Raw genomic sequence first — 16,909 nt, forward strand, 5'->3', positions numbered from 1 at the left:
GTTAACGCGAACCGAAATTTATCTGCGAAATACACACGAAGCTAAATATAGCCTACACTGACAAACGATCAACGGGCTCAAAATCCTCAACTAAAACGCCCCCAGAATAGGACATCACTATGCAAAACATTGGGAAGACTGTGATTAGCAGTGCTATCGCATGCGCATTACTTGCCACGACTTATGTGTCAGCCGAAACAACGCCTCTTCAAAACGTCACGATTAAATATCAAACGCCAGCCAACGCATTAGAATCTGAGCTAAAAACGGCTATCGAAAACAGTGGCGTAAACGATACTCTGGTTGACCTCTCTGAGCAGCTTTTCCCGTTCAATTCTCCGCTTGTGGTCGAATACGGTGGTGAAGAGGGCCCACTTTACGATCCCAGCACGCATACGATTCACATGCCATATAACTTCTATTCTGAGTCTGTAAACTATTTCGAGAAAAACAAGTATCAAGAGAAGTACGATAAAACAGCGGAAGCAGGCGCGGTCGACACCGTACTTCACACCTTGTTGCACGAAGCGGCGCACGCCTATATCGCTGACCAAAACATCGCGATTCTAGGAAAAGAAGAAGATGCGGCCGATAACTTCGCGACCCTGTTATTGATTGATTACGTTGAGCACGGCGCTGATGCTGCAATCAGTGCTGCAGACCTATTCGCTTATGAGTCGGAAGACCGACCTGAATACTATGACCTCGGCGAATACATTGATGAGCATAGCTTTGATCTGCAACGCTACTTCTCCACCTTATGCTTGGTGTACGGAAGCGATCCAGACAGCCACCGCAACCTGCTTGATGAAGTTGAAAAAGACTATCTAAAAGATCGCAAAGATTTTTGTGTCGAGCACTATCAAATCATGAGCGAAAACTGGCATCGTTACCTAAGCGTTGCTGAGCCTGAAGCGTAGCATTTATCGCTCTCTCAAGAGCACCATCAAACGTTGATTTTGTATTTTAAATCTTGAGCTTCATCGCCCGTCATACCGCGAAAGCCCCAGCAGTGTGACGGCTGCTCCTTGATGGTGATCTCGATATCAATCGGTGATAAGCCCAACTGTCGCTCAGCTTCGTTGAAGATCGTTTTGATAAGGCGCTTTTTGGTCTCGACCGTGCGCCCCTCCATCATGTTGATCTCGATAACAGTGTAAGCCTCGGTACGACCTTGAGGAAAAAAGAAGTCTTCTTTGTCTAGCGGGACAAAGCGGTGGGCGCGTTTGTCATCTGGCAAGCCTAGCTCTCGGTTTAAGCATAGCTGTAAAAGGTCCGACAGCTGCTGTTTGATTGGGTTTATGTGTTCCTTGATTCCGTAAATCACAATCATGACCATTCCTTGGGTTTTCTATGATTTGAGCTCATTCAACGAATTTTTCATTTGATACGCATAGGTATCAACCGACTTACATATACTACTCAAAATTCTCCTCTATAGAGAGTGCCATTGTTGTTTTTCTAGACAGCTCTAACAGAAAGCGTATTTGTCTTTAACTCTTCATGAACTGAAGCGTGTGGCAGTTTGATCGAAAGTAAATTGCGCAGCGTATAGCTATCACAACCAATCTTCACGAATCACAGAAAGTTTGGTGTTTGATACTTTTTTATTTTTTGGGGCACACTTTCTATGAAAACAAAAACCGACTACGCAATATTCCCATTGCCACTCTTTATTCTCCCCGGCGGTCGACAACGCCTGAGAATTTTCGAGCAAAAATATCTCACCATGGTAGCGCACGCTGCTCAGGGAGACGGTTTTGTTATAGCTAGCCACGATAACCGCAATAACAGTCCACTTAAAGATTGGGGGACTAAAGTAAAAATCGTCGACTTCAACCTCTCAGACGACAAGTTACTGGAAATCGATGTGGAAGGTGAGTCATTGGTTAGACTCTTCAACACTCGAAGAGATGATACAGGCCTTTTGAAAGCAGACTTTGAGACACTGCCTCATTGGCCAACTCTGGATTGCCAGCTTCCCCCTGTATTCAGTAATTTTCTAGTTCAGTTGTTTAGAGAACACGACGCGATCAGAGAACTCTATCCGCACACCAACTTCGAAGATCCACAATGGATTTGTGCACGCTTATTGGAGGTGATGCCGCTTCCGATCGAGAAGAAAGTGCGCTTCACTTCGCCATCCAGCTTCCCAGCTTTGGTTCCTTTTTTAAATCAAATAATTACTGGTGACGACTAGCTCAAACTTTTTTTCTTTTTGTTTGATCTAAGCATCACTTTCCTCCGTATATGTTCTCAAACCCGGATGAAGGTTAGTCTATTATGCAATTAGGTAAAGTAAAAAACGAAAAAGCCAAGGAGTCTGTCATCGTACCAGACAGTAAAGTGCCGCCAGAGTTATCTAGCTGGCTAGTTTTAGTTGCATCTCATCGAGACAAGCAGGCATTTACGCGCCTGTTTCAGTTTTTCGCGCCCAAGATAAAGCGTTTTGGTATCAACAAGTTGGGGAGTGAAGCTTCCGCCAACGAGTTAGTCCAAGACACCATGACTAACGTGTGGAAAAAGGCGCATCTCTATAATAGCGAGAAAGGTGCTGCAACCACTTGGGTGTATACGGTAATGCGTAACGCTGCTTTTGACATGTTGCGTAAAGTGAAAGCCAAAGCAGAGCAGAATGTCGCGGACGATATCTGGCCGATCGATGCTGCACTGTCCGAAGCAAGCGATGATGAAAGCGAATACAGTGACCACTTGATGAGTCGCCATGTACGCAATCAAATAGACAAGCTGCCTCCAGCGCAGCGAACCATTGTTGAAGGGGTTTATTATCAAGAGCTGTCTCAAGAACAATTGGCGCAGCAACTCGGAGTGCCACTCGGCACAGTGAAATCAAGACTGAGACTCGCACTCGCCAAGTTGAAGCTTCATATGGGGGAACAGAACCATGATTAAACATCACCCAACAGCACAAATACTCAGAGACTTCGTCACTGGTGAACTTCCTGATTCTCTCTCATTGATCGTATCAAGCCATGTAGAGATGTGTGAACAGTGCCAGGCCGAGGTTATGCGCCTTACCGAACTTGCAGCAACTGATAGCTTTGGCTCGGAAGAAGTTATTGCTGACGAGCTGATTGAGAACCAAGTCAATGCGGTACTTCACGGTAACGATGACGATATCCACGCGGACTTCGACATGAGCCTTATCGATATGATTACGGCTGATGAGCAGCTGGCTAATATTGATGCCACTGAAGACCATTCACCGCAGCTGGTGAAGGTCGCTGACACAGAATTTGAATTGCCACGAGCACTTAACCAAGTCGTGAGAAAAGATTGGCTCAATCTAGGCAAGATCTCGCGTGCACGTCTCGACTTTGAAGATGGCGATCATCACACCAGCCTGCTGCACATCGATAAAGAAGGCGCCGTGCCTTGCCACACTCACAAAGGTTTTGAGATTACCTTGCTTTTAGAAGGCAGTTTTGAAGACGAGATGGGCGAATATCATAAAGGCGATTTTATCTGGTTAGATGGTGAACATACACACCAACCTTTCACGAAGGAAGGGTGTGTGTGCCTAACGGTTTCAAGCGATGCTCTATACTTTACGAAAGGTGTGAGTCAGTTGTTTAACCCAATTGGCAAGTTCATTTACTAGTGATTGAAAAACATTAATAAACACACCATTTTATATGCAATATCTTGAGTAATGTTGATAAGGATTTGACCTATGGACAAAAAAATAAAAATCGGTATCAGCGCTTGTGTTGCAGGACACAAGGTTAGATTCGATACAGGTCATAAACGCTCTCGTTTCTGTACTGACGATCTGGCTGACTATGTTGAGTTAGAGCCAGTGTGTCCGGAAATGGGAGTAGGGCTTCCAACGCCTCGCCCAACGATTCGTCAGACCAGAATGCTAGACGATGTCATCCATGTGTCTCGCCCAGATGGCACCGGTGACGTCACTAATGAGCTGATCGAATATGGGCAAAACTACGCGAAAAATAACGAACACATTGCAGGCTTTATTGTGTGTCAAAAAAGCCCGACCTGCGGCATGGAACGCGTAAAGGTATATCACCATCATGGTCGCGGCTCAGAATCGACAGGCATTGGTATGTTCACCAAGCAGCTAATGGATCATAATCCATTGTTGCCTATCGAAGAGAACGGTCGTTTGAACGACCCGATTCTTCGTGAAAATTTCATGACACGTGTGTTTACGTACCAGAAATGGCTCGACTTGGTCGATGAAGGCATCACTAAGCACAAGTTGATTCAGTTCCACAGCGCTCACAAATACCTAGTTATGTGTCACCACGTTGAAGGCTACAAAGAACTCGGTCAACTATTGGGTGAAAGTGATTTAGAGATCAATGAGCTGGCCGAACGCTACATTGAGGGGCTAATGACGGCACTGCAACACCATGCTAACCGTGGTACGCACGCTAACACACTTCAGCACCTACAAGGTTACTTTAAGAAGCAACTAAGCAGCACTCATAAGCAAGAGCTGTCACGACAAATCAACGATTTCCGTGAAGGCACTATCCCATTGCTAGTGCCACTTACGCTGATTAATCACTATTTGATGGAGTACCCAAACGAGTACTTACAGTCGCAGGTTTATCTGAACCCGCACCCACAAGAACTTAAGTTGAGATACGGATATTGAGCACTCTACTCTGGATACGACGCGACCTGCGCGTTCATGACAATCCAGCTTTGGTCTCTGCAATTGAAAACGGCGCTACCCACGCCGTTTTTATTTCTACACCTAAACAGTGGCAACAACACCATTTAGCGCCGATTAAAGCTGACTTCATATACCGCCACCTAACCTTGCTATCAGAACAACTCGCCTCATTTGGCATTGAGCTCGTTCACCTGAAAGCCTCCGACTTTGACGATCAAGCAAGTACCCTAGCCAACTACTGCCGCGAGCACAACATCACACAAGTAATGGCTAATTCGGAGCCAGAAGTGGATGAACAACAGAGAGATGAAGCAGTACGAGCCCTCGACATCACATTGACCACCTTTGACTGTGACGTCATTGTTCCTGTTGGACGAGTTCTCAATCAACAGGGGGAGATGTTTAAGGTATTTACCCCATTCAAAAAAGCGTGGCTCAAGTATGTTCAAGCTTCTGGTATAGACTGCGCACCCTATCCGAAGGTTGCTTCAGAAAGTCCACAATCAGAACTACAAACCTTTTCAAGAGAATACGACTTTGATTTCCCGAGAGAAGACTCTTCACGTTGGCCGTTAGCCGACGATGTGCTAGGTCAAGTAGTACCTCAGTTTCTTGCAGAAAAGCTCTACCAATACGCGGACAATAGAGACATCCCATCGATAAAGGGAACCTCTGGCTTATCTCCTTATCTTGCCATTGGCGCAATTAGCCCTCGTTGGTTGGCGATTCAATTGATTCAAGAACACCCAGAACTTCTGGTCGATACCCAGTGCGCTGAGTTCTCTTGGCTCAACGAGCTGATCTGGCGCGACTTCTATAAACACCTGATCTTCCACCATCCGAGATTAGTGAAAGGCGAGAACTTCCAAGAAAAATACAACGGACTCACCTGGCACAACAATCAAGAAGATTTCCAACGTTGGTGTGAAGGGAAAACCGGTTACCCACTGGTTGATGCAGCAATGCGCCAACTACTCGAAACAGGGTGGATGCACAACCGTCTACGAATGGTCGTCGCCAGCTTCTTAACTAAGCACTTGTTGGTTGATTGGCGATGGGGCGAGCGCTTCTTTATGGAGCACCTGATTGATGGTGATTACAGTGCCAACAATGGCGGATGGCAGTGGGCTGCAAGCACCGGCTGTGATGCGCAGCCTTACTTTAGGATTTTCAACCCGATAACTCAGAGTGAAAAGTTTGATCCTAAAGGAGTTTTCATCCGTAAATATCTTCCAGAGCTGAAAAACATTCCCGATAGAGACGTGCATTTTCCGCACACATTTATCACCAAGAGTGGACATGACAGTCGTTATTGGGGACCTATCGTTGAACACAAAGAAGCGCGGTTAAGGGCCCTAGATTTTTACAAATAGCACGATAGACGGAAGTGAGAGTGAACCCATGGAAAATTCACGATGGCTAGATAATTTTCTTGATATGTATAGGCAGCTGGGTACTGACGACTTTGGTGCATTACAGGATGTATACCACCAGCAGGTTGAATTCAAAGATCCACTTCATCAAGTAAACGGGTTGGACGCACTAACTCGTTACTTCGAGAACATCTACACCAATGTTGCCAGCTGTAACTTTACGATCATCAGTGCGTTCGAGTCTGGCGAAGAAGCCGCCGTTTACTGGTCTATGGAATTTACCCACAAACAGCTTAATGGACGCAAGCCGATTACCGTTGAGGGACACTCTCACCTTCAAATGAAAGACGACCTTGTGATTTATCACAGAGACTATCTCGACGTAGGCTCCATGCTTTACGAGCACATCCCAGTTCTTGGCTGTGCGATCAAGTCCATCAAGCGCAGAGCGAGCCAATAACATGAGAATTCTTATCACAGGCGCAACCTCAGGTATCGGTCGAGATCTAGCAATCAAATACGCTCAACTTGGACATGTCGTCATCGCTTGTGGTCGTAGCCAAGACAAGCTCGACTCACTAACCAATGAGCAAGATAATATTGAGCCGCTCTGCTTTGATCTTTTGGACTACGAAAATTACCCAGACCTTACTTCAGATGAACCATTAGATATGGTCATCTTGAACGCTGGGGATTGCGAGTATATTGATGACCCAGTCAACTTTGACGCCAAGCTATTTGAACGCGTCATCAACATTAACCTGATCTCAATTGGCTACGCCCTAGAGGCTTGGCTGAAATGTATAAAGCCAGCAGGCAGAGTCGTTCTAGTCAGCTCCAGTGCAGGGTTTTTGCCATTACCAAGAGCTGAAGCCTATGGAGCTTCAAAGGCTGCATTGACCTATTTAGGTCGAACGCTTGCTGTCGACCTCGCAGCACACAATATTCACGTTTCTATCGTTCATCCTGGTTTCGTAGATACACCATTAACAGAGCGAAATACGTTCGCTATGCCTATGATTATAAGTAGCGAACAAGCCGTTCAAAGAATCATCAGTGGACTCGAACAAGGAAAGAGCGAAGTAGATTTTCCTCGCAGGTTTATCTTCATCATGAAGTGCTTGCGATTTTTACCCAAGTCGGTTTGGCATAAGCTTGCCTCAAGGATGGTATAACAATGAAAAAGATTGCCATTATTGGCTCCGGTATCTCCGGACTCACTTGCGCACACGTATTAGATAAACACCACGACGTCACGGTTTTTGAGAAAAATGATTATGTCGGTGGGCACACCGCCACTGTCGATATTGAACACCAAGGCAAGGCATTTTCTATCGATACAGGCTTCATTGTTTTCAATGATCGCACCTACCCTAACTTCAACAAGCTACTCGAACAGCTTGGCGTTGATCGTCAAGAAACAGAAATGAGCTTTAGTGTTCACAACACTGGTACTCAGTTTGAGTACAACGGTCATAGCATCAATTCATTGTTCGCTCAGCGCAGCAATATCTTAAAGCCGCAGTTTTGGACCCTGATACTAGAGATCATCAAATTCAACAAACTGTGTAAGGAACGCTTTCAAAACCATCAGTTTACCGAAGATGAAACCTTGGGCGATTTCCTGAATCACTACCGCTTTTCAGACTTTTTCAGCCAACACTACATACTTCCTATGGGTGCGGCTATTTGGTCCACCAGCCTAGAAGAGATGGAACAGTTCGAACTTAAGTTCTTTATCCAATTCTTTTTCAACCACGGGTTACTCGATATCACCAATAGGCCGCAGTGGTATGTGATTCCAAAAGGTTCACGCTCCTACGTCGATGTTATTCTATCTCGCCTATCTAAACCCGTTCAGCTCAACAGCCACATCAAGCAGGTGACCCGCTATGAAAGTGAAGTCGCTATCGAATTTGAATCTGGTGAAATACAAATTTTTGATGAAGTGATCTTCGCTTGTCACTCTGACCAAGCACTGGCGCTACTCGGTGACGCGACTGAACAAGAGAAAGCGGTATTGGGTGAAATCCCATACAGCCGTAATGAAGTGGTGCTTCACACCGATACCAAGTTACTGCCGGATCGCAAACTAGCGTGGGCGAGTTGGAACTACATGTTAGATGGCAACAGCAAGCGACCAGCCTGTGTCACCTACAACATGAACATTTTGCAAGGGATTGAAGACGATACCACCTTCTGTGTCACCCTCAACCAGAGTGAGGCCATTAACCCAGATAAGATCATTCGTCAGTTTGTCTACCATCACCCAGTGCTTAACTCCAATACCGTTCAAGCGCAGCAGCAGCGTGAAACCATGTATGGGCACAATCGCACTCATTTTGCGGGTGCTTACTGGTATAACGGCTTCCATGAAGATGGTGTGCGCAGTGCACTCGACGTGACCAAACGCTTTGGACTAGAACTATGAGCACGGTAACTCGCCACTTCGATGAAAACACCGAACGCAGTGGCATCTATTGGGGCAACGTAAGGCACCGCCGTTTCGGTGCCATTACCCACGAGTTTAGCTATCAGCTGTATATGATGGGACTTGATTTGGATGAGATCGAGCAGACAACAGCGCGTAGCTTGGTCTTCGGTACCCGTTGGTTCAACCCCATTCGCTTTGTTGAGGCAGATTATGTTCCGGAGAAGACCTTCGACAGCGATGAGTCGTTAGGCAATCACAAATCGCAAATCAATGATAAAACGTCAAATAGCTATAAAACACAAAACAGCATTGAACCAAAAACTCTAAAGCAGCGTATAGCACTCAAAGTGAAATCACTGGGCGGTCAATGGAGCGAATCCAACCGTGTCACCATGCTCGCACAGTGTCGTTGTTTCGGGATTTATTTTAGCCCAATCAACTGCTTCTTTTGCTTTGACGAAAATTTGGAGTGCCGTTACATGCTGGCTGAGGTAAGCAACACCCCTTGGCGTGAACGACACTATTATTTGATAGATATGCAGCAAGAGTTGAAGGCGAAGAAAGACTTCCACGTGTCACCATTTATGGATTTAGACATGACTTACCATTGGAAGATCAAGCCTCCATCACGCCGCACTTTAGTCCATATTGAAAATCATAGGGACGAGCAATATCCCGGAGAGAAGAAGGTATTTGACGCCACATTGGCACTCGAAAAACAACCGATGACTGCCAGTGATATACGACAAACACTGATTCGAACTCCGGCCATGACCACTAAGGTTGTGCTAGGCATTTATTACCAGGCTTTGAAACTGTTCATCAAAAAGGTGCCCTTTATCTCGCACCCAGACTCAGTTTCCAAGCCACCACAATACAAGAATTAACTAAGACGAGAATTTTCTCAGCGAGGTCTACATGGAACAGCTTGCCAAACAAAATCACAACATCAAGCAGCAGCCTCAAACCGCAGTGCTGAACAAAAACTGTAAGTATCGAAGCCTTGTTTTCACTATTCTGGAACGCTTACAGGGAGCCCAGCTCGAAGTCATCGAAGGGGATGAGCATTCAATATTTGGTGACCGAGAAGCCAACCTTCACGCCGAGATTGTCATTCACGATTCTAGTTTCTTTAAAGACGTTGTTCTTAACGGCAGTATTGGCGCTTCAGAGGCGTACATTGACGGCAAATGGACAAGCCCACATCTAACTCGTGTTATTCAAATCATGGCTCGCAACCAGCAGCAACTCGACGAGCTAGATGACAAGACACAGTGGCTGTCCAAGATTAAAAATCTGTTTTTGAGAAAGCAGAACGCCAATACAGAGCAAGGCTCGAAGCGTAACATCCTGGCCCATTACGATATTGGTAACGAGCTTTACGAACGCTTCCTAGACCCATCAATGCAATACTCTTCAGCCATCTACAGTGAACAAGCTACTCAGCTCGCAGACGCTCAGCAAAATAAGATGCGTACCATTTGTGAACGCCTAGAGTTAACAGAAGAAGATAGTGTGGTTGAGATAGGCACTGGGTGGGGTGGACTGGCGATATTTATGGCGCAAAACTACGGCTGCCACGTTACAACCACGACTATCTCTGATGCTCAGCACGAACTTGCCAAGCAGCGCATTGAGGCCCTTGGACTAAGCGACAAGATCACTCTGCTTAAAGAGGACTATCGCAACCTATCAGGCCAATACGACAAGCTAGTCTCTATCGAGATGATTGAAGCGGTTGGTCATGAATTTCTACAAACCTTCTTTACTACCTGCTCTCAGCTTCTCAAGCCAACAGGCAAAATGTTGATACAAGCGATCACCATCGCAGATGGACGTTATGAGAAATACCGTAAAGGGGTCGATTTCATTCAGAAATACATCTTCCCAGGCGGCTGCCTACCCTCTGTTGCTGTCATGGCAGGTCACCTTGCACAGAGCACCGATCTTGTCGTCCAAGAAATTGACGACATCGGCTTACACTACGCGCGCACGCTAAACGATTGGAATGTCGCGTTCGAGCAGAGCTGGGACGAACTGCAAAGCCTAGGATACTCAGAAGAGTTCAAGCGCCTGTGGACCTTCTATTTCTGTTACTGCGAAGGCGCTTTCCTTGAACGTGTTATCAGCACTCATCACATTGTAGCGCGCAAGCCTCGCTACTATGGAGCAAAAGATGAAACGGTTTTGGATTATTAACCTTGTTCTGTTTCAAGCCACTTGGGTAAGCAGTGCTTTCTTTACCGAGCAAGCCGTACTTATAGCGCCACTATTGGTGGCGCTGCATTTTCTTCTTTCACCCACTCGTCGTGACGACCTCAGAGTTTTACTCTTGCTACCAATTGGTCTGCTTCTCGATAGCTTAATGATTGGTCTTGGCGCCTTTTCAGCACACCCAAGTATCGCTAACCAAACTTGGTTCCCGGTGTGGCTCGCTTGCTTGTGGGTGATGTTCTTAATCAGCTTTAACCATAGCCTCAATTGGCTAATGAAATGTCCGAAAGTGATCCTCATTCTCCTCGGCTTCGTAGGAGGTACTAGTAGCTACTGGGGCGGCATCAAGGCAGGTGCGCTTCAGTCCACATGGCCAGATGTGTGGGTGTTATCCACGCTTGCAGTCAGTTGGGGGTTAGTAATTCCCTTGTTAGTGGTCGGCTACTCGTATCTAAACAAGCCTAATATGGCGGAGACAACGAGGTGACTTATGGCTTATTCATCACAGGGTCGTGCTAAAGTTCAGCGCCACCCTCTATCGCAATGGAAGCGTTACTTACTGTCAGCGCTTGCAACCCTGTTTGCGTGCAGTGCACTTATCTTCCACAACGCCGGGAACGCCTCTCCCGTTGGTGATTTGAATAAGCAGGGCGAAGGAGAGATGACTTATCTCTTTTGGACCCTCTACAACGCTGAGCTGTACACCACACCTACTCGCTCTGAGCAAGCACTGAAAATCGAATACTACCGTGACATTGATAGCAAAGATCTAGTCGATGCAACGCAAGATCAGTGGGAAAAACTGGGCTACTCAGACAGTAAAATCAAGAGCTGGATCGCTCCACTCTACGAAATGTGGCCGAACGTAAAACAGGGCAGCACCCTGACCATTCGCGTTTCAGAAAACCAGCAGAGCCAATTCTATTTCGACGAACAACCAATCGGCACCATTACCGATACCCAATTTGGACAAGCCTTTCTCTCTATCTGGCTGTCAGAAAACACGTCAGAACCGAAACTCCGCCAACAGTTGTTAGGGCTCAATAAATAAAATAGGACACAATGAATGAAAACAGGATGGCTACTTTTACTTTGCTCTCTTTTAATAGGGTGTGGCTCTGCCAACTTATCCGAACATACGGGCACCACACCTGAACTCAAGCTCGAACAGTTCTTTGACGGCGACCTCATCGCTTATGGCATGGTGCTCGATCGCTCTGGTAATCTACTGCGACGTTTTGAAGCGGATTTAGTGGCAGAGTGGCAAGGCGAACAGGGTGAAATCAAAGAGTGGTTTCGCTTCGCTGATGGTGAACGGTCCACTCGGATCTGGAAACTGGTTAAAACTGGCGACAACACCTACACAGGCACAGCGGGCGACGTGATAGGCGAAGCGTATGGTGAAACTCAAGGCTCTGCCCTTTACTGGAAATACACGCTAGAAATCGAAGTCGACGGTTCAATGTATGAAGTGACGCTAGATGACTGGATGTTTTTAATGGACGACAAGCGCCTGTTCAACAAAACCGAAATGTCCAAGTTCGGTTTCAAGGTCGGCGAAGTCATACTGTTTATCGAAAAACGCTAGCCGTCCATAGCAACAGATTACACAAGCCTCGACTCACTCTTTGAGTCGAGGCTTTCTGTTTCCATCATCTCAAATCAACCTTCACAGAGCTGATTGAATTTACCTATCACTAGATTTAGCTTTCAATAGCTTTTGCCTTTCATACTTAATAGCTATCTCCTATTAGAACAATAGAAACGTCCGAATTTACCCTCTGAGCCTATCGAGGCAATATATCTCCATCGACGCAAGGCAGCGTCAAAACAACAAATTAAAGAGAGTAAAATCATGATCAACACAGAAATCAAACCATTCAACGCAACGGCATTCAAAAACGGCGAATTCGTAGAAATCACAGAGCAAGACGTGAAAGGTAAGTGGGCAGTATTCTTCTTCTACCCAGCAGATTTTACTTTCGTATGTCCTACTGAACTTGTAGACCTACAAGAGAAATACGCAGAGCTTCAGTCTCGTGGCGTGGAAGTTTACTCAGTATCAACTGACACACACTTCTCTCATAAAGCATGGCACGACACTTCTGACAAAATCGGTACTATCGAGTACTTCATGGTAGGCGACCAAACTGGCACTATCACAAACAACTTCAACGTAATGCGTGAAGGTCAAGGCCTAGCAGACCGCGCTACGTTCCTAATCGACCCAGAAGGTGTTATCCAAGCAATGGAAATCACTGCTGAAGGCATCGGTCGTGACGCTGAAGACCTACTACGCAAAGTTAAAGCGGCTCAGTACGTTGCAAACAACCCAGGTGAAGTTTGCCCAGCTAAATGGAAAGAAGGCGAAGAGACTCTAGCGCCATCTCTAGACCTAGTAGGTAAGATCTAAGCATCTGCTAACCCGTTCTACAGGCGTGCCTTAGCCTGCCTCCTAAAGGGCTTTGGCGCGCCGCTTTAATTCTCAAAACCACATCCATGCGATGTGGTTTTTTTGTTTTTATTCAATACTTTGGGGCGCATTGATGGCTTTAATAAGTTTTCCCAATTATCGATAGGTTTTACCTACCAAACTAATAGAAACGTCCGAATTTACCAATTGTGATGGTCAAGGCAATATAGCTCCATCAGCGCAACAGAGCGCCCCCGAACAGAAAAGAAAAGTAGGCATATCATGTTAGACCAAGCAATGAAGCAGCAACTGCAAACATACTTAGAATTCCTAAAAAATGACGTTAAGCTCGTTCTTAGCCTGGATGAAAGCGAAACAGCAAGCAAACTAGAGAAGCTGGCGAACGACATCTCAGAACTCTCTGACAAAGTTGTGGTTATCCGTGACGATAGCGCGAGTGACCGCAAGCCAATCATGCAAGTACTGAATACCGAGAAAGGCACAAGCATCGGTTTTGCTGGCCTACCTATGGGTCATGAGTTCACTTCATTGGTATTGGCACTGCTACACAGTGGCGGTCACCCAATCAAGCTTGAAGACGATGTTATCGAACAGATCAGAAACCTTGGTCAGCCACTGAATGTTGAAATCTTCATTTCGCTTTCTTGCCAAAACTGTCCTGAGGTTGTGCAAGCGTTCAACATGATGTCTACAATCAACCCGCTAATCAAAACAACCATGATTGATGGCGCAGCCTTCCAAGACGAAGTGAAATCACGCGACATCATGGCGGTACCAAGCGTATTCATCAACGGTGAACTGTTCGGCCAAGGCCGTATGTCTCTGGCTGAGATCCTAAACAAAGTAGATTCTGGCGCAGCTGAGAAAAAAGCGGCGAGCCTAAGTAAGCAAGCACCATTTGACGTTCTTGTTGTCGGCGGTGGTCCTGCTGGCTCTTCTGCAGCAATCTACGCTGCACGTAAAGGCATTCGCACAGGTGTGGTTGCAGACCGCTTTGGTGGCCAAGTAATGGACACAATGGCGATTGAAAACTTCATCTCAGTGAAAGCGACCACAGGTCCTATGCTGGTAGCTAGCCTAGAAGAGCACGTAAAAGAGTACGGCGTAGAGGTGATGACCGAGCAACGCGCGGCTAACATCATCGACGCTGAGGACACAGAAGACGGATACATCCACGTTGAGCTAGAGAGCGGTGCAACACTGCGAGCTCGCACCGTAATCACAAGTACAGGTGCACGCTGGCGCGAAATGAACGTTCCGGGTGAGCAAGAGTACCGCAACAAAGGCGTAGCGTACTGCCCACACTGTGACGGTCCACTGTTCAAAGGCAAGAAAACAGCCGTTATCGGTGGTGGTAACTCAGGTATTGAAGCAGCCATTGACCTAGCGGGTATCGTTGAGCATGTAACGGTTCTTGAATTTGCAGACACACTACGTGCTGACCAAGTACTTATCGACAAAGCGAACGCAACGCCAAACATCGAAATCATCAAGATGGCACAGACGACACAAGTGCTTGGCGATGGCAACCGAGTGACAGGTCTTGAGTACAAAGATCGCAATACTGATGAGCTAAAGCAGATTGAGTTGGCAGGTATCTTTGTTCAAATCGGCCTAATGCCAAACAGCGAATGGTTGAAAGGCACTAAGGTTGAACTATCACCACGTGGTGAGATCGAGATTGACGCACACGGCGCAACATCAATGAAAGGTGTATTTGCAGCAGGTGACGTAACAACCGTACCTTACAAGCAGATCATCATCGCGATGGGTGAAGGTGCAAAAGCGAGCCTAGGTGCATTTGACCACCTAATTCGCAACCCAGCGCCAGTCGCTAAAAAAGTGGCAGAAGTTGCATAATTAAATAACGCGGCAAGCCTAACAAAAGAGAAAGCCACCACTGAGCTCAGTGGTGGCTTTTTTGTGATTAATAAAATAGGTTTATAACACTTCTCTTTAATCCTGATAAGACTGGGAAGCCAGACGAATAAAGGCGTTGGTTTCACCGTATTTCTTATACTCGCCCACTCGCTGCACCACTTCAAAGAACAGGCCGTTCACTTCCTTGGTGTAGAAGTGGAAAAACGCACCCGTATCATCTTCGGTGTAAAGGATGTTGTTTTGCTGTAGCTGTTCAATCGATTCATCTTCCAAATCGAACTGTGCCTGAATATCTAGGTAGTAGTTATTCGGAATCTTCAATTGGTAGATAGGCGATAGGTTAGCTGCTGCTTTGAAGATGTCTCGACACTCAATCGCAATCTGATTGATGCTCGCACCGTTAGAGTCGTTCAAGAATCGCTGAGCCGAAGTGCGCTTCGCGCTGGTGCTGTTGAGTGCGATCTTAATGTTCTCGTTCGGGCTCTTAATCGTGCGGCTAGTAATCAAGCCATTGATATCTGGAAGATCGAAGCTTTCTTCAGGAACAAAGCCAAAGATCGACTTATAGAAGAACATGTTCGACAGCAAAGTCTCTGGCGACACCACCTGACCAATGTGGTCAACGCGAATCAAGTTATCGTTCACTGCCGGTTGCTGCTCTACCGGCTTAAAATCGACGTCGTAAAACTTGTCTGCTTGGTTCTCATCCAAAAGATGGATCATCAAGTTGCTAGAACTCTTAAGCGTTGGAATATCCAGCTCATTCTCTTGGCGAGCTTGGAAAATTGCTGGGCTGTTATAGCGTTTTGCCAGTTCAACCAAGCGGTCTGAATCTTTGGTTAATACGCCTAGCGCGCACACAGATTCACCGTGACCTTCTAAGTAAGTCTGAGCGTTACTGTTTTTCTCGTAGTTAAAGACGAAGTTAATATCACCTACTTGGTATAGGTCGACATTCTTGCTCTTATGGCTGTGTGTTTTGCTAAAGCCCAATGACTCAATCACATCGGTAAATGGATTGTCTTCACGCTCTTTTACCGCAAATTCAATGAAGCTCAAATCAGAGACACTCGGCATCTCAAACAAGTTGTTGGTCTGATCTTCCAGCCATTTCAGAGAACGCACGCCATCAACCGCTTTCTCTTTCGGAGAAGAGGCACGGAACTCATCATTAAACACTTCATGAGAGAGGTAATCATCGTAACCTTTGTCTTTGAGTGTTTTCACAAAGTCGATCACTGGGAAATCACCTTGACCCGGAAAGCATCGGTAGTGACGGCTGTACTGCAAAATATCCATCTGCATTTTCGGCGCATCAGCGACCTGCACTAGAGCAATCTTTTCCACTGGAATATCTTCACGCAGCGTATCCAGTGTGTTGCCACGCGCGAACATGTGGAAGGTGTCCAATACCACGCCAAGATTCGGATGGTCTACCATCTTCACCAAGTTCCAAGCATCATCGTAATCGGCAATATGACGCCCCCACGCCAGCGCTTCGTAACCCAACTCCATATCTTCACGCTTGGCCAGCTCTGCCAAGGCATGCAGATCTTCAGCGCAGCGGTCAAGGTTATTGGTCGAAAGCGGATTCACGTTACTGCACATCATTAGGCGTTTTGTGCCCAGTTGATGTGCTAGATCCATCTTGCGCTCCATCATCTTGTATTTCTTTTCGCGCAAGCCATTTGGCATCCCTTCCATGTCTCGGAAAGGTTGTAGAACCAAGATCTCAAGCCCCATGCTGTCAGCGATGCGTTTAACATCGGCTGCAGAACCGCGGTACTGAGTTAAATCATTTTCAAAAATTTCGATAGCATGAAAACCGGCTTTTGCCGCTGCATGCATCTTCTGTTCAAGAGTGCCAGATAGACAAACGGTCGCGATTGAATACTTCATCCTAAACTCCC

Annotated in this window: 18 protein-coding genes; 16 read left to right on the forward strand and 2 right to left on the reverse strand. The window is 46.3% G+C overall.

Annotated features, from left to right (window positions below):
* Positions 1-119 precede the first annotated feature (119 nt).
* Positions 120-920 (forward strand): DUF4344 domain-containing metallopeptidase, encoded by an 801-nt coding sequence (locus VFDL14_RS00820; protein WP_032553631.1) that lies wholly within the window; start codon positions 120-122, stop codon positions 918-920.
* Between the two features lie 26 nt (positions 921-946).
* On the opposite strand, the gene VFDL14_RS00815 is transcribed toward VFDL14_RS00820, so the two are convergent.
* A complete protein-coding gene (locus tag VFDL14_RS00815) occupies positions 947-1,333 on the reverse strand; it encodes a tautomerase family protein (RefSeq protein WP_032553633.1) in 387 nt (128 codons plus the stop codon).
* Between the two features lie 297 nt (positions 1,334-1,630).
* Here VFDL14_RS00815 and VFDL14_RS0123565 point away from each other — a divergent pair, with 297 nt between their 5' ends.
* The 15 genes from VFDL14_RS0123565 (at position 1,631) to ahpF (ending at position 14,978) form a co-directional block, all read left to right on the forward strand.
* The gene (locus tag VFDL14_RS0123565; RefSeq protein WP_050487504.1) at positions 1,631-2,200 is read left to right on the forward strand and encodes an LON peptidase substrate-binding domain-containing protein; all 570 of its coding nucleotides are present in this window, start codon (positions 1,631-1,633) and stop codon (positions 2,198-2,200) included.
* A gap of 83 nt (positions 2,201-2,283) precedes the next feature.
* Entirely contained in the window at positions 2,284-2,913 is a 630-nt protein-coding gene (locus tag VFDL14_RS00810) for a sigma-70 family RNA polymerase sigma factor (RefSeq protein ID WP_032553635.1), read from the forward strand.
* Positions 2,906-3,622, forward strand: a complete 717-nt coding sequence (locus VFDL14_RS00805) for a ChrR family anti-sigma-E factor (protein WP_032553636.1) — start codon at positions 2,906-2,908, stop codon at positions 3,620-3,622. The genes VFDL14_RS00810 and VFDL14_RS00805 overlap by 8 nt, the downstream gene beginning before the upstream one ends.
* Before the next feature lie 72 nt (positions 3,623-3,694).
* Positions 3,695-4,642, forward strand: a complete 948-nt coding sequence (locus VFDL14_RS00800) for a YbgA family protein (protein ID WP_032553637.1) — start codon at positions 3,695-3,697, stop codon at positions 4,640-4,642.
* Positions 4,639-6,036: a deoxyribodipyrimidine photo-lyase gene (phrB, locus tag VFDL14_RS00795; protein WP_032553639.1), complete on the forward strand. Its 1,398-nt coding sequence runs from the start codon at positions 4,639-4,641 to the stop codon at positions 6,034-6,036. The genes VFDL14_RS00800 and phrB overlap by 4 nt, the downstream gene beginning before the upstream one ends.
* 28 nt (positions 6,037-6,064) lie before the next feature.
* Positions 6,065-6,496 (forward strand): nuclear transport factor 2 family protein, encoded by a 432-nt coding sequence (locus VFDL14_RS00790; protein ID WP_032553640.1) that lies wholly within the window; start codon positions 6,065-6,067, stop codon positions 6,494-6,496.
* Position 6,497: 1 nt separating this feature from the next.
* Positions 6,498-7,211: an SDR family NAD(P)-dependent oxidoreductase gene (locus tag VFDL14_RS00785; RefSeq protein WP_032553642.1), complete on the forward strand. Its 714-nt coding sequence runs from the start codon at positions 6,498-6,500 to the stop codon at positions 7,209-7,211.
* 2 nt (positions 7,212-7,213) lie between these two features.
* Positions 7,214-8,467, forward strand: a complete 1,254-nt coding sequence (locus VFDL14_RS00780; RefSeq protein WP_032553645.1) for an NAD(P)/FAD-dependent oxidoreductase — start codon at positions 7,214-7,216, stop codon at positions 8,465-8,467.
* The gene (locus tag VFDL14_RS00775) at positions 8,464-9,357 is read left to right on the forward strand and encodes a DUF1365 domain-containing protein (protein ID WP_032553646.1); all 894 of its coding nucleotides are present in this window, start codon (positions 8,464-8,466) and stop codon (positions 9,355-9,357) included. Before VFDL14_RS00780 ends, VFDL14_RS00775 begins: the two co-directional genes overlap by 4 nt.
* A 31-nt stretch (positions 9,358-9,388) precedes the next feature.
* The gene (locus VFDL14_RS00770) at positions 9,389-10,669 is read left to right on the forward strand and encodes an SAM-dependent methyltransferase (RefSeq protein WP_032553647.1); all 1,281 of its coding nucleotides are present in this window, start codon (positions 9,389-9,391) and stop codon (positions 10,667-10,669) included.
* A complete protein-coding gene (locus VFDL14_RS00765; RefSeq protein WP_032553649.1) occupies positions 10,647-11,171 on the forward strand; it encodes a DUF2878 domain-containing protein in 525 nt (174 codons plus the stop codon). Before VFDL14_RS00770 ends, VFDL14_RS00765 begins: the two co-directional genes overlap by 23 nt.
* A 3-nt stretch (positions 11,172-11,174) precedes the next feature.
* Positions 11,175-11,735, forward strand: coding sequence for a chalcone isomerase family protein (locus tag VFDL14_RS00760; protein ID WP_084181932.1), 561 nt, complete (start codon positions 11,175-11,177; stop codon positions 11,733-11,735).
* A 15-nt stretch (positions 11,736-11,750) separates the two neighbouring features.
* Positions 11,751-12,272: a DUF3833 domain-containing protein gene (locus tag VFDL14_RS00755; RefSeq protein ID WP_032553651.1), complete on the forward strand. Its 522-nt coding sequence runs from the start codon at positions 11,751-11,753 to the stop codon at positions 12,270-12,272.
* A 267-nt stretch (positions 12,273-12,539) separates the two neighbouring features.
* Positions 12,540-13,097, forward strand: coding sequence for an alkyl hydroperoxide reductase subunit C (gene ahpC, locus VFDL14_RS00750; protein WP_032553653.1), 558 nt, complete (start codon positions 12,540-12,542; stop codon positions 13,095-13,097).
* Positions 13,098-13,379: 282 nt separating this feature from the next.
* On the forward strand, positions 13,380-14,978 hold the full coding sequence (gene ahpF, locus VFDL14_RS0123570) for an alkyl hydroperoxide reductase subunit F (RefSeq protein ID WP_032553654.1): 1,599 nt from the start codon (positions 13,380-13,382) through the stop codon (positions 14,976-14,978).
* 96 nt (positions 14,979-15,074) lie between these two features.
* Here the strand turns inward: ahpF and VFDL14_RS00745 are convergent, their stop codons facing one another.
* Positions 15,075-16,898, reverse strand: coding sequence for a bifunctional sugar phosphate isomerase/epimerase/4-hydroxyphenylpyruvate dioxygenase family protein (locus VFDL14_RS00745; protein WP_032553655.1), 1,824 nt, complete (start codon positions 16,896-16,898; stop codon positions 15,075-15,077).
* Positions 16,899-16,909: the final 11 nt, after the last annotated feature.

This window comes from Vibrio fortis, from assembly GCF_000695685.1.
Classification (GTDB): domain Bacteria; phylum Pseudomonadota; class Gammaproteobacteria; order Enterobacterales; family Vibrionaceae; genus Vibrio; species Vibrio fortis_A.

Coding starts and splice junctions, on each gene's coding strand:
- VFDL14_RS00810 (WP_032553635.1), top strand. CDS start 2,284: ATGCAATTAGGTAAAGTAAAAAACGAAAAAGCCAAGGAGTCTGTCATC.
- VFDL14_RS00805 (WP_032553636.1), top strand. CDS start 2,906: ATGATTAAACATCACCCAACAGCACAAATACTCAGAGACTTCGTCACT.
- VFDL14_RS00745 (WP_032553655.1), bottom strand. CDS start 16,898: ATGAAGTATTCAATCGCGACCGTTTGTCTATCTGGCACTCTTGAACAG.
- VFDL14_RS00790 (WP_032553640.1), top strand. CDS start 6,065: ATGGAAAATTCACGATGGCTAGATAATTTTCTTGATATGTATAGGCAG.
- VFDL14_RS00760 (WP_084181932.1), top strand. CDS start 11,175: ATGGCTTATTCATCACAGGGTCGTGCTAAAGTTCAGCGCCACCCTCTA.
- VFDL14_RS00755 (WP_032553651.1), top strand. CDS start 11,751: ATGAAAACAGGATGGCTACTTTTACTTTGCTCTCTTTTAATAGGGTGT.
- ahpC (WP_032553653.1), top strand. CDS start 12,540: ATGATCAACACAGAAATCAAACCATTCAACGCAACGGCATTCAAAAAC.
- VFDL14_RS00785 (WP_032553642.1), top strand. CDS start 6,498: ATGAGAATTCTTATCACAGGCGCAACCTCAGGTATCGGTCGAGATCTA.
- VFDL14_RS00815 (WP_032553633.1), bottom strand. CDS start 1,333: ATGATTGTGATTTACGGAATCAAGGAACACATAAACCCAATCAAACAG.
- VFDL14_RS00770 (WP_032553647.1), top strand. CDS start 9,389: ATGGAACAGCTTGCCAAACAAAATCACAACATCAAGCAGCAGCCTCAA.
- VFDL14_RS00800 (WP_032553637.1), top strand. CDS start 3,695: ATGGACAAAAAAATAAAAATCGGTATCAGCGCTTGTGTTGCAGGACAC.
- ahpF (WP_032553654.1), top strand. CDS start 13,380: ATGTTAGACCAAGCAATGAAGCAGCAACTGCAAACATACTTAGAATTC.
- VFDL14_RS0123565 (WP_050487504.1), top strand. CDS start 1,631: ATGAAAACAAAAACCGACTACGCAATATTCCCATTGCCACTCTTTATT.
- VFDL14_RS00775 (WP_032553646.1), top strand. CDS start 8,464: ATGAGCACGGTAACTCGCCACTTCGATGAAAACACCGAACGCAGTGGC.
- VFDL14_RS00780 (WP_032553645.1), top strand. CDS start 7,214: ATGAAAAAGATTGCCATTATTGGCTCCGGTATCTCCGGACTCACTTGC.
- VFDL14_RS00820 (WP_032553631.1), top strand. CDS start 120: ATGCAAAACATTGGGAAGACTGTGATTAGCAGTGCTATCGCATGCGCA.
- VFDL14_RS00765 (WP_032553649.1), top strand. CDS start 10,647: ATGAAACGGTTTTGGATTATTAACCTTGTTCTGTTTCAAGCCACTTGG.